Source organism: Desulforhopalus sp. (assembly GCA_030247675.1).
GTDB lineage: Bacteria > Desulfobacterota > Desulfobulbia > Desulfobulbales > Desulfocapsaceae > Desulforhopalus_A.
The window spans coordinates 40,081-52,127 of the sequence record JAOTRX010000005.1 but is presented as its reverse complement, the minus strand read 5'-3'; the positions used below and the strand labels follow the sequence as shown (position 1 = coordinate 52,127).

9 protein-coding genes and 1 pseudogene are annotated in these 12,047 nt (G+C 48.1%); 3 read left to right on the top strand and 7 right to left on the bottom strand.

Annotated features, from left to right (window positions below; translation table 11 throughout):
* Positions 1 to 12 precede the first annotated feature (12 nt).
* Complete coding sequence (locus OEL83_11735; protein ID MDK9707709.1) at positions 13 to 501, bottom strand: universal stress protein; 489 nt, start codon at positions 499 to 501, stop codon at positions 13 to 15.
* 493 nt (positions 502 to 994) lie between these two features.
* On the opposite strand from OEL83_11735, the gene OEL83_11730 reads away from it, so the two are divergent.
* From OEL83_11730 to OEL83_11720, 3 genes are all read left to right on the top strand, one after another.
* Positions 995 to 1,999: a TRAP transporter substrate-binding protein gene (locus OEL83_11730; GenBank protein ID MDK9707708.1), complete on the top strand. Its 1,005-nt coding sequence runs from the start codon at positions 995 to 997 to the stop codon at positions 1,997 to 1,999.
* Positions 2,000 to 2,077: 78 nt separating this feature from the next.
* The gene (locus OEL83_11725) at positions 2,078 to 2,746 is read left to right on the top strand and encodes a TRAP transporter small permease (protein MDK9707707.1); all 669 of its coding nucleotides are present in this window, start codon (positions 2,078 to 2,080) and stop codon (positions 2,744 to 2,746) included.
* Positions 2,743 to 4,026, top strand: coding sequence for a TRAP transporter large permease subunit (locus OEL83_11720; GenBank protein MDK9707706.1), 1,284 nt, complete (start codon positions 2,743 to 2,745; stop codon positions 4,024 to 4,026). The genes OEL83_11725 and OEL83_11720 overlap by 4 nt, the downstream gene beginning before the upstream one ends.
* Positions 4,027 to 4,113: 87 nt before the next feature.
* Here OEL83_11720 and OEL83_11715 read toward each other — a convergent pair whose 3' ends face one another.
* From OEL83_11715 to larE, 6 genes and pseudogenes are all read right to left on the bottom strand, one after another.
* Positions 4,114 to 5,469: a sigma-54 dependent transcriptional regulator gene (locus tag OEL83_11715; GenBank protein ID MDK9707705.1), complete on the bottom strand. Its 1,356-nt coding sequence runs from the start codon at positions 5,467 to 5,469 to the stop codon at positions 4,114 to 4,116.
* 7 nt (positions 5,470 to 5,476) lie between these two features.
* The gene (locus OEL83_11710) at positions 5,477 to 7,312 is read right to left on the bottom strand and encodes an ATP-binding protein (protein ID MDK9707704.1); all 1,836 of its coding nucleotides are present in this window, start codon (positions 7,310 to 7,312) and stop codon (positions 5,477 to 5,479) included.
* Positions 7,313 to 8,149: 837 nt separating this feature from the next.
* Positions 8,150 to 9,745 (bottom strand): imidazole glycerol phosphate synthase subunit HisF, encoded by a 1,596-nt coding sequence (gene hisF, locus OEL83_11705; protein MDK9707703.1) that lies wholly within the window; start codon positions 9,743 to 9,745, stop codon positions 8,150 to 8,152.
* A gap of 73 nt (positions 9,746 to 9,818) precedes the next feature.
* Positions 9,819 to 10,406, bottom strand: a complete 588-nt coding sequence (locus tag OEL83_11700; GenBank protein MDK9707702.1) for an FmdE family protein — start codon at positions 10,404 to 10,406, stop codon at positions 9,819 to 9,821.
* Positions 10,407 to 10,711: 305 nt separating this feature from the next.
* Positions 10,712 to 10,990 (bottom strand): annotated as a pseudogene (locus OEL83_11695) (HU family DNA-binding protein).
* A 265-nt stretch (positions 10,991 to 11,255) separates the two neighbouring features.
* A complete protein-coding gene (gene larE / locus OEL83_11690) occupies positions 11,256 to 12,044 on the bottom strand; it encodes an ATP-dependent sacrificial sulfur transferase LarE (protein ID MDK9707701.1) in 789 nt (262 codons plus the stop codon).
* Positions 12,045 to 12,047 lie beyond the last annotated feature (3 nt).

Genomic DNA, 12,047 nt, shown 5'->3' with positions numbered 1-12,047 from the left:
TACATATTTACATTAGTAATTTGGTACAATTAACACAGGAACAGTAGCCATCCTACTCACCCTTCGTGCTGTCGACCCCATCACCCTAATACCACGTACTTTTCGAGTTGATTTTCCCAAAACGATTATATCTGCCTTTTCTTCCTCGGAAACCCGCAAAATTTCTTCGCTTGGACTCCCAGTTACTGCTATGATTTCTTTGACATTCGAACAAACCTTCTCTTCCTCACATTCCTCTTCAAAAAAACGTCGCAATCTGTCCTTCATCTTGGTTAACAATCCATCCATTGAATCCTTCAACATGTCATCCGAGAATTCTTTGGAAATATAAGCACTTAATATAGATTTTGCCGTCTCCCCCATTGGCTCTACCACATGCATCATTATTATTTTGGCATCATAAAGCTTTGCCAGTGCCAGTGCATGCCGAAATACCGGCCGTGTCTGCTCTCCGAGATCAGAAGCATACAAAATAGTTGATATCTTAGGTTTATTTTTCATTTCCATCTCCTGGTGGTAAATTTTAAAAAATACTTTTCTTAATATTATAGGCATGCTCTCTAGCAAAACATATGTGGCAAGATCAAAATAATTGAATATTTATAATGCAAAGCATATGCCTGTAACCCTGTTTCATACCTGCACAATGTATAAAGGCATATGAATAATCATCAAGAATGACAAAGCTTCTGTCAACCCGCAAATTCACACCTTATCCTTTTAGAAAATCTTCTAGATGATGGGTGATTTTCCCCCAATTATATTAGAGATATTGGTCAATATCCGCCAATTTATTAAAGTGAAATCCTCTTTCAATTTTAATCCGTTAATTGTTTCTAAAAGGTTTATACGTTAATTTCTCAAGATGGTCTTAATCTTGCTAGACTTTAGGCGCATCACAGCAGGTTGCCGGCAACATGCTGTGATGATCGAAAACAGGGGAACAGAGCCGGCAGGGCGACATTTTCAATCCAACTTATAACGGAGGAAAAACATGTTTCAGACAATGACAAAGGCATTGGGGATCTTGACGATTTCAACGGCTCTTTTAGCCACCCCGGTGTTTGCCGAACCGATCTCCATCAAGTTCAGCCATGTTGTAGCGGTTGACACCCCGAAGGGCCAGGCGGCCGAGTTCTTCAAGAAACGGGCGGAAGAGCTGACCCAGGGCAAGGTAAAGATCGAGGTCTATCCGAACAGCCAACTCTATAAGGATAAGGAAGAAATGGAGGCGCTGCAGCTCGGTGCCGTGCAGATGCTCGCCCCGTCGCTTGCCAAATTCGGCCCTCTCGGCGCCAAGGAGTTCGAGGTCTTCGACCTGCCCTTTATCTTCAATAACTACGATGATCTGCATAAAATCACCAAGGGCCCGGTTGGCCAGAGCCTTCTCGCCAAACTGGAACCAAAGGGGATAAAAGGTCTTGCCTACTGGGACAACGGCTTCAAGTCGTTTTCCGCCAATACCCCGATCAAGACCCCGGAAGATCTGAAGGGCAAAAAGCTGCGCATCCAGTCCTCCAAGGTCCTTGAGGCCCAGATGCAGGCCATCAAGTCCATTCCGCAGGTAATGCCGTTCTCCGAGGTATATCAGGCGCTGCAGACCGGCGTTGTCGACGGTACCGAGAATCCCATCTCCAATTTCTACACCCAGAAGATGCATGAAGTCCAAAAATTCCTGACCATTACCGATCACGGCTACCTGGGCTATGCGGTCATCGTCAACAAGAAGTTCTGGGAAGAGCTGCCGGCCGATGTCCGTGGCCAGCTGGAAACTGCCATGAAGGAATCCACCGATTACGCCAACAACATCGCCAAGGCGAAAAATGATGAGGATCTCGCCGCGGTCAAGGCATCCGGCAAGACCGAGGTCACCGCCCTGACCGATGCCCAGCGCGCTGCCTTCAAAGCGGCCATGGTCTCGGTACACGACAAGATGGCCGACCGGATCGGCAAAGAGACCATTGATGCGGTTTACCAGGCGGTCGGTTTCAAAAAATAGTTCTTAAAGCTGGGAAGAAGCAGGGGTGGAGGGCCTTTGCCCGCCACCCCGTTCTCTTTCGGGGAGGCTACGGCAGTAATGAAAATTCTTAATCATCTTGAGGAAATATTTATTTCCTTTCTTATGGCGGGGGCGGTGGCGATCATCTTTGCGGCGGTCGTCCATCGCTATATGGCCGGCCTGCCGATTCCTGTCGTGCAGGATGTGCTGCTCGGCATGAATTTTGGTTGGGCCCAGGAACTGTGCATTATCATGTTCGTCTGGATGGCCAAGTTCGGTGCCGCCTACGGCGTGCGCACCGGCATCCATGTCGGGGTTGATGTACTGATCAATCAGATGCAGCCCAAATTGCGCAACAAATTTATCGTCTTCGGCCTGCTGTCCGGCGCCACCTTTACGGCAATCGTCGGCGTTCTCGGCTACCGCTTCATCTGGGAAAACGGCATGCACCATGCGGTGTTCTCCCTGCTTGGCCTGGATACCGGTGTCCTGCCCGAGGGCCCAACCACCCCCGATCTCGAATGGCCCACCTGGCTGGTGTACAGCGCCGTACCCTTCGGTTCCACCCTCATGTGCTTCCGTTTTCTCCAGGTCATGGTCAATTTCCTGAAGACCCATGAGCTCCCCCACCACGACCACAGCCATGTCGACGGTGTCGATGCCGATGCCGTTGAATCGTTGACGGAGCGGATTGTTGCACGGGAAGTCCTTAAAGACGATCAGGCCCGCAAGGAGGATAAACAATGAGTTCAATTGTCATCTTTGGAATTCTGCTGGCCCTGATGCTGACCGGCATGCCGATCTCCATCTCCCTTGGTCTGACGGTTCTGACCTTTCTCTTTACCATGACCCAGGTACCGCTTGAATCGGTGGCCCTGAAGCTCTTTTCCGGGATCGAGAAGTTTGAGATCATGGCCATTCCCTTCTTTATCCTGGCCGGTAACTTTCTCACCCACGGCGGCGTCGCCCGGCGGATGATCAACTTCGCCACCTCCATGGTCGGTCACTGGCATGGCGGCCTGGCCCTTTCCGGCGTTCTTGCCTGCGCCCTCTTTGCCGCCGTTTCCGGCTCGTCGCCGGCAACCGTTGTCGCCATCGGCGCCATCCTCATCCCGGGCATGGTCAAGGCCGGCTTCCCAATGAAGTTCGGGGCAGGCGTTATCGCCACCTCCGGCGCCCTGGGGATTCTCATCCCGCCGTCCATCGTCATGGTCATGTACTCCATCGCCACCAACACCTCGGTAGGCGCCCTGTTCATGGCCGGCGTCATCCCCGGCATCGTCATGGCCGCCATGCTCGGCGGCATAACTTGGTACCGGGCCAAAAAATTCAATTATCCCCGCCAGCCCAAGGCATCGTGGGGCGAGCGTCTCCGCACCTTCCGCGAATCGGTTTGGGGCCTGATGCTCATCATCGTCGTTATGGGCGGTATCTACAGCGGTATCTTCACCCCCACCGAGGCCGCGGCGATGAGCGCCGTCTACTCCTTCTTCGTTGCCGTCTTCATCTACAAGGACATGCGCCTGCGAGATGTCCCGAAGGTCCTCCTCAACTCGGCCAATATGTCGGCGATGCTGCTCTATATCATCACCAACGCCGTCATGTTCTCCTTTATCCTCGCCAACGAGAACATCCCCCAGGAGCTGACCAACTGGCTGCTGGACATGGGCCTTGGCCACATCGCCTTCCTCCTGGCGGTCAACGTCCTCCTGCTCATGGCCGGTAACTTCATGGAGCCGTCGTCGATCATGCTGATCTTCGCCCCCATCGTCTTTCCGGTGGCGGTCAAGCTGGGCGTCGACCCGGTACATCTCGGCATCCTCATGGTCGTCAACATGGAGGTCGGTATGTGTCATCCGCCGGTCGGCTTGAACCTCTACGTCGCCTCGGGGCTCACCAAGATGGGTATTACCGAGCTGACCGTCGCCGTCTGGCCGTGGCTCCTGACCATGCTGACCTTCCTCGGCATCGTCACCTACTGGCCGATGTTGTCGATCTGGTTGCCGAAGACACTTGGGATGATGTAGTTGAACGGGTCTTCTTGAACGTAGCAGGAAACTTTTTCTTTGTTCACCTGCTATGTTCAAAAAGACGAATATCAAATAGATATTTAACTATTTATAGTCAGCTTTCTTTAAACCGTGCTTACGCATTTTGTCGTAAAGGGTCTTTCTGGGGATATTGAGACTGGCCATGACATCCTTGATGCTTCCCCCTGAGGCAACAAGGGCATGCTCAAGGAGACCCTTTTCAAAACGATCGATTTGTTGCGGAAGTGATCGAATCTCCTCAGAATCCTGTCCAGAAAGCATCTTTTCTAAAGACCAATCGAATTGACTCCCCAACAAAACATACCTTTCTGCAATATTTCTCAACTCCCTAACATTACCTGGCCATGAATAGGCCATTAAAACATTCATCTGAGCACTGCCGGGCATGGACACCTCCTGTTGATACCGATGTCCGGCGACTAACAAGAAGTGGTGAAATAATAAGGGAATATCCTCTCTCCTTTCACGTAAGGGAGGAATTTTCAAAGATACAACGTTGAGCCGATAATACAAATCCTGGCGAAACAGCCCCTGTTCAGCTGCCGTCAGCAAATCAACTTTTGAAGCGGCAACAACCCGCAGATCTACCGGAATAAGACGATTTGAACCAAGTCTCTCAATTGAACGCTCCTGAAGAACCCGCAACAGATTTATCTGTACCCTTAAGGGCATGGACTCTATTTCGTCGAGGAGGAGAGTCCCGCCATTAGCGTGTTCAAACTTACCGATTCGCGTCGATTTTGCGTCTGTAAAAGCACCGGCTTCATGGCCGAACAACTCACTCTCCATTATCGATTCGGAGACAGCACCGCAATTGATCGCCACAAAATTCTTCTCTCTCCTTTTACTATTTTCGTGCAAAGCCCTGGCAACGAGTTCCTTCCCGGTACCGGTTTCACCAAACACCAGGACGTCAGCCCCCGTGTCGGCGACTTGGGCAATAGTACTTCGAAGCTTTTCCATCGCCTGTGTCCTGCCGATGAGCCGGGGTCCGGGGGCACTGTGCAATTCCAATTCACGGCGAAGGGTGCGATTCTCCAAGGTTAAAGAACGTTTTTCCAAGCCCCGCAAAACAGTTTTCACCAAGCGCTCGGGCGAATAGGGCTTTTCAATAAAATCGTAGGCACCGTCCCGCATTGCTTGGACTGCGGTAGTAACGTCACCATGGCCGGTGATAAGGATGACCGGCAAATTCCGATCAATTTTCTGTACCTCCAGAAGAAACTGCAGACCATCCATATTGGGAAGACGAATGTCGCAGACGACGATTCCCGGCCACTCATTGGTCAGCATCGCCAATCCATTTTCCGCACATTCCTCACAGATAACCTCAAGTTCGGCAAGCTCAAGAGTCTGTTTATTGGCTTGCCGGATGTGCTTCTCGTCGTCAATGAAAAGTACCTTTGCTTTCGTCGTCATCGCACAATTATGATCTTTCCAAAGTGAACTCAAAACGGGCGCCCTTTTTGCCCTGAACGAGGACAATCTGCCCACCAAAATCTCGAACTATCCGATCGCTTATAGTCAAACCCAGGCCAAGACCCTGCCCCGATTTTTTTGTTGTAAAAAACGGTTCAAAGATTTTTCGCAGATTTTCGCCAGCAATCCCCGGCCCGGTATCTTCAACAGCGATAACCACTTTATGATCGTTTACGGTACATTCTATCACAATTTTCTTTTCATCATCCTGTCCTTCCATAGCTTGCAAGGCATTGGACAGTAGATTTACCAACACTTGTTGCAACAACACATGGTTGGCACGAACCTCAAGGTCGGCGGGATCAACCTTGATATACATCTCAATACCGGCCTTTTTCAGACTCGGATTCAGTATCTCTAATGCGCCATCAATGACCCCATGCAGGGGAACGGTGACTATCTGTCCACTCGATTTTTTTGAAAAAAGTTTGAGCTGCATGCCGATCTGCGCCATCCGGTCTGTCAATTCGCCAATTTGCTCAAGATTCCACATTGCTTCTTCCAAACGGCCTTTCTCTAAAAACTGTTTACCGTTATCGGTATAACTTCGAATAGCAGCCAATGGTTGGTTGAGCTCATGATTGATACCCGCCGACATTTGACCAAGTACCGCAAGTTTTGCTGCATGGATCAGCTCTTTCCGCGTTCTCATGAGCTTCACCTCCGTCTGTTTTCGGTCGAGAATCTCTCTTTGCAACATTTCATTGGCCAAGGTGAGTTGCTGCGTCCTATCAAGAACCCTGGTTTCCAGAAGTTCATTCGCCTCCCGCAAGGCTTTCTTGGATTCTTCCTCAATTCGAGAAAGCTCAGCAACACGCTGTTTTCGCTGAACAAACAAAAGAGTCATAATATAAACAACCACCAATCCCAGCGTAACCAGGATATTTACGAACAAAACCCTGGTTTTCAATGCCCCGGTATCCGACAAAATATGTACGGCCCAACCGGCATGAGGCATTGCATGTGACTGTTTCATTACTTTCTTTTTCTGTTTGCCCTCTTCCCCTTCTATGGAGAGGAGCTGCACATCATCCGCAAAACTGGTTGTCGAGGTAGCCAAAGGAGTCAGCTCGGCATCAGGATATCTCTTGGTTTCCTCTATACTTCTCAAAACATCGGGGTGAAGTGGCTGTAAGGTCTTGTATCGCCATTCCGGGTTGGTGGTAATAAACACAACCCCGTCCGGATCGGTGACCAGAAAGCTTTCATCTCGATATGCCCATTTTTGTTCGACTGAATCAATGTCAATTTTAATAACCAAGGCACCAAGGATTTCTTTCTCGTGGCGAACCGGATAGGCGAAATAATATCCCCTTTTTGACGAGGTCGTACCGATGGCAAAATATCGTCCAAGTTTGCCTGACATTGCCTCCTGAAAGTAGGGGCGGTAGTCGAAATTCCTCCCAACAAATGAATGTTCTTCCTTCCAATTGCTGGCAGCGATAGTCAACCCATCTTTATTCATCAGATAGGTGTCAAGGGCATCGCTTACTCTATTGATAGTCTCCAGGTATTGATTAAGACCTTCAATTTGTACGATATCAAAAGGATTAAGAAGCGTTCTTACTAGATTACTGTCAATAGCCAACAATTCCGGAAGACTTTCATACTTATTCAAAACACCCTGCAGATAGTTGCTGTAAAGCTCAAGCCGAACGCTTCCCTGTTCTTTGAGTTCAGCAAAGCCTCGCTTATAGGTCCAGGCAGAAACCGCGTTAAGAATCAAGATCAGAAGAAGAATAAAAGGCAGGATGCTGATAATGTTTTTTTGCGTTTTCGACATTATCATTTCACGTTTAATAATTTATTATCGTTAAACTTCTCACGAATCTTCTTGTTGAACGAGGGCGAAAAATCAGGTACATAGTGGAGACTGACATTAACACTCTTCTGGATAATATCACCTATGTACTCCACGTTGTCCCCCTCGCGTTTCCGGACTTGCTCCTGGCTAATATCGATTACCCTCTTTTTCTCAATGTCCCTCGGGGCCTGCGCCCCCCTCAGCACGACAAATCGCTATTTCCCTGTGGAAAACCGAGATCAGCGGGCCAACAGCCTAGGTTTCTCCATAGCGCCACCCACCGGACTCAACTGGTATGAAAAACTAAACGACAAGAGTTTGTATTATTTAAAGAAAATTAAGACAGACAATTATTCAATCTACACCAAGGCAACCGAGATACATCTGGATAGCTCAATACGTGATGTCGACAGATTCCTGCAATATGTACAAATCGGCAAGGAGCTCGATACCACAACGCAAGATTATAGAAACATCTCTTCCCGGTTCAGTCTGAACAAAGAGATCTCTCCTTTATGTGTCCGATACGTTCAGAATTATGAGGACCACGGAGCCAAGAACTCGAACAACAACGAGTATATCCGGGTACAAAAAAGCGGTTTGGTGTGCATGCATCCGGAAACCCCCGAAAATGGTATAGACATGTTTTATGTCGAAAGCTTCCGGCAATCCCCTGCCAATCGTGAGCATTCTTACAAAGACGAAGGTGAGTTTTTTCTCAGCAGCTTGAAATTTCACTCCTCCGCGCAAATGAGGTGAAGCCGACGGAACGACAGATTTGTGCTCTCCTGTGCATTGCTATCGGCTTCAATAGTATTACCGCGTTTCAATACCAGCAGACCGAACGGCGTCTTTTACCTCTTGTATGCTCACTTCTTGCCTATGAAATATTCCTGCGGCAAGGGCGGCGTCAGTCTCTGTTTGCTTAAACACATCAACAAAATGAGCGGCAATGCCGGCACCGCTTGATGCTATGACCGGGATTGATACGGCACCTTTGACCATTTTGATAAGTTCAAGGTCGAACCCGCTATTGGTGCCATCCCGGTCAATACAATTCAATAATATCTCCCCTGCACCCAACTCTTCGCAGCTCTTGACCAACTGCACGACATCGACATCCCGCCCCTCCCTTCCTCCCTTAACCGTACATTGATACCAGCAATAGCGCTCTCCTTCGGGGCCAGGCTGGGCAGTAGGTATAGTAGTATGCGAGGTATCTCCAGGTGATTGCACATAAACTCGCCGGGGGTCAACCGAAATAACAACCGCCTGAGCTCCATAAACAATAGAGATTTGTTCAATCGAGCTCCGGCCGCTTTTCATACCGGTTTTGAGATACTCTTCAACGGTATAGACCGCATCGCTGCCGATAGATACTTTATCTGCTCCTGATCGAAAATAGGCAGAGGCGACATCCAATGAAGTCGAGGATTTTCCATTTGAATCCGTAAACTCTCGTATCCCGCCACCAATGGTAAGCGGCACGAAAACATTTTCAGATGTTCTTTCCAAAACCTCCAGCATGGGTTGGTCTTGCAGCGGAAAATCGCGGAATCCGGTAATATTCAAAAAGGTGATTTCGTCGGCCCCCTCTTCGTAGTATCTTCTTGCCAATTCGACGGGCTTACCGAGATTTCGCACCTCGCCGTCATGCCGGACATCGTATTGATCACCTTTGGTGACGACAAGATCTCCGCGATCGTTACTACGAACGTCCAGACAGGCAATGATACGCTTGGCAATCTTTGTCTCCGAACCTTCGGCTGATAAATTGGATGCCATCATTAATGGTTGATCGGTGCCTTTTGCCAGATAATTTTCGAGTATCCTCAACCCAGCCTTACCACTCTTCTCCGGATGAAATTGAAAGGCACTGACATTTCCCTTTTCAACCGCTGAAACGAACGCATTGCCATAATCGGTAAGCGCCAGCAGCCACTCAGCATCCGTCGTGCTGACTTGGGCGTGGTATGAGTGGACAAAGTACAATTTCTCGTTTTTATAACCACTCATCAGTGAAGAGTTTTTCTTAAGCTTGATGTTATTCCAGCCAATTTGCGGCACTGCCAATTGCCGGTTGGCAAATCGTACCACCTGCCCAGGAATGATCCCCAAGCCTTCTACACCGGGAGATTCTTCACTTCCCTCATACAGGGCCTGCAAGGCAACGCATATTCCAAGGAGGGGCTTATTTTCGGCAATCCGCTGTTTGAGTGGTGCAATGTATCCCTTTTCCCGTAACCGTGTCATTACCAGGCCAAAGCTTCCGACTCCGGGAAAAATCAGCTTCTCAGCTGTTAAGATATCCTCTGGCGATTGAACGTCCTGTATCGAATAGCCGAGCTTGCGAATAGCATTCCGGACACTTCGGACATTACCGGCACCATAATCTAAAAGAGTTATCTGCATCGCCACTACCTTCTTTAGTCAAAAATTATGAAATTTCTAGAGAGTTCAACCAAGCAACCAAGCAGCTGAGTGGCTATTGCTCTATGACACTGTAATAACGGCCATGTGTACAACTCCGGCACAAAATCTTGTCATCCACGACTACATCTCTGCAATCCTGTACCCAATCGCCACAGCTTACACATTTAACCCTTCGCAGCGGCTTGCCGGGCAAATCTTCAGGAGGGATTGTGAGCGACACCGATTCAACACGAAACAGTTCGGTCTCAGGCATAATTTTATAGGCTTCAAGTTGTCTCGAATATTTATCCACAATCTCCGAACAATACTTGTTGGCCAAGTCACGAGCTTCTTCAAGGGCAGTAACCCGTACCGCCTGGCTCGATTCGAGATTGACAAATGTTGCCGCCATGATCCCATGATCGAGCCATTTCATGGACCTTTTGCCAAGGCTACAGCCGGTAACAGATTGAATTGCGTCTGTTGCACAACGATCGATTTCCACGATGACATATATCTTCTTCCTGTCAGCTCCCTGTGGATCGGACAATCCAAGCAGGCGCAATGCCAAGATGCTCATTCGAACGCCAATAACTTGACCGGCACAAATATGACCGTGAATTCGAGTTGATACCTGCAACAGTTCTTCAAAAGATTTCATAGCCTTCTTCCTTTTTGCCAAATCCGAGGTGAAATTTTAGCAGAATACCTGTCGAGAAACGAAGGTGTCAATCGATAATCACAAAAAACAAAAAGGCCGTCCCAATAACAGGAACGGCCTTTTACGGCGATACAAACTATCAAAACATGCGGCGCAACGCAGTTACATTATCTAAATAAATATCCTTTCTACGCCATCGCATTCTTGCAAGCATTCGAACAGATACTGTAACCCTTTGGAAAGTTTCTGTTGCGTCAGCACAATAACAGTTACCGTATCTTTATGTTAACAAGACGAAACAGGAACTAATTAATAGCCTCGGACAGTTTACTGCCGGCTTTGAACTTCACAACTTTCTTCGCAGGAATCTTAATTGCTTTTCCTGTTTGTGGATTTCTGCCTTGACGAGCATCACGTTTGGAAACAGAGAACGTGCCAAAACCCACCAGGGTTACTTTGTCACCCTTGTTCAAACTTTCAGCAATCGCTGCGAGCGTGCCGTTCAGTGCCTTTTCGGCAGCTGCCTTACTTATATCAGCTGCCCCTGCGATGCTTTCAATGAGTTCCTTCTTGTTCATGAATTCCTCCCTGCTTAATCTTTCTTTACAAGTCTAATAGGACAACGCACGTTGCCCTCTTTCCCCTGAAGACGATGCTTTACTCAAACTCTTCTTAATTGTCAAAAAAAAACTCTGCGCAAGCTCTTTCTGATTAAAAAACTAGAATGCTACAACCCTTTATATTCGGGGCATTACATTCATAACAAGGCACCATAATTGAATCGGAAATCAGAATCAAGTAATAATTCGTTCACTTTTTAATAAGTTTTTCCAATATTAGCAGAAAAAGTCATCGACCAATCAAGTTGAGTGCTACCTGAGGGAGCTGCAAATCTTTGAAGTACGCCTGCACTTCCTCTCTATTCGACAGATCCATAAAGGCAGCGACATCTTCTCTCCGAACCTCAATAATGGTATAAGCATGGCCAATCCGTACACGGCATCCCATAAATCCTTTTAAATGAAGGAAGTTTTCCGCTTGATCTATGAGGTCCAAGATCTTGGCAGTAATAGGTTGGCCGAGTGGGACCCTGGTTGCGAGGCATGAATTGGATGGCATGGCAAAATTGGACAGTCCAAATCTCTCAGCCAACCTTCGTATCTCTGTCTTAGCCAAACCAACATCCGCAAGCGGGGTTAGCACATCTAATTCTCTGATAGCCTCTAACCCTGGCCGACTCTCCAATATATCGTCGCAGTTGGTACCATCGGCAAGTCTATTGTACCCCGCTGCACCCATAGCAAGTTGGAGGGTGGTGTACATCCTCTTTTTGCAAAAATAACAACGGTTTTTATCGTTTACGACAAACTCCTGCCATTCTAACGGATCAACTAAAACAATTCGCAAGTCGACGCCATGCGGGAAGTTTCTAGCAATCACCTCATTTCTCTGTGCCACAGTCCGAGAAGAAATTAAAGATGAGTGAGCAAAAAATGCAACAACATTCCCAGCTTTTAATACCTCCAAAGCTGCATGCAAAAGCAAAGTTGAGTCAACCCCACCGGAAAAGGCAATGGCGAGTTTTTCAAACTGCCGGAGCCTATTCACCAGCTCGACATACTTGCTTTCCTCAGACATAGT

Excerpts from the sequence above, each read along its gene's own strand:
- OEL83_11735 (MDK9707709.1), bottom strand. The coding sequence starts at position 501 with ATGAAAAATAAACCTAAGATATCAACTATTTTGTATGCTTCTGATCTC.
- OEL83_11730 (MDK9707708.1), top strand. The coding sequence starts at position 995 with ATGTTTCAGACAATGACAAAGGCATTGGGGATCTTGACGATTTCAACG.
- OEL83_11725 (MDK9707707.1), top strand. The coding sequence starts at position 2,078 with ATGAAAATTCTTAATCATCTTGAGGAAATATTTATTTCCTTTCTTATG.
- OEL83_11720 (MDK9707706.1), top strand. The coding sequence starts at position 2,743 with ATGAGTTCAATTGTCATCTTTGGAATTCTGCTGGCCCTGATGCTGACC.
- OEL83_11715 (MDK9707705.1), bottom strand. The coding sequence starts at position 5,469 with ATGACGACGAAAGCAAAGGTACTTTTCATTGACGACGAGAAGCACATC.
- OEL83_11710 (MDK9707704.1), bottom strand. The coding sequence starts at position 7,312 with ATGTCGAAAACGCAAAAAAACATTATCAGCATCCTGCCTTTTATTCTT.
- hisF (MDK9707703.1), bottom strand. The coding sequence starts at position 9,745 with ATGCAGATAACTCTTTTAGATTATGGTGCCGGTAATGTCCGAAGTGTC.
- OEL83_11700 (MDK9707702.1), bottom strand. The coding sequence starts at position 10,406 with ATGAAATCTTTTGAAGAACTGTTGCAGGTATCAACTCGAATTCACGGT.
- larE (MDK9707701.1), bottom strand. The coding sequence starts at position 12,044 with ATGTCTGAGGAAAGCAAGTATGTCGAGCTGGTGAATAGGCTCCGGCAG.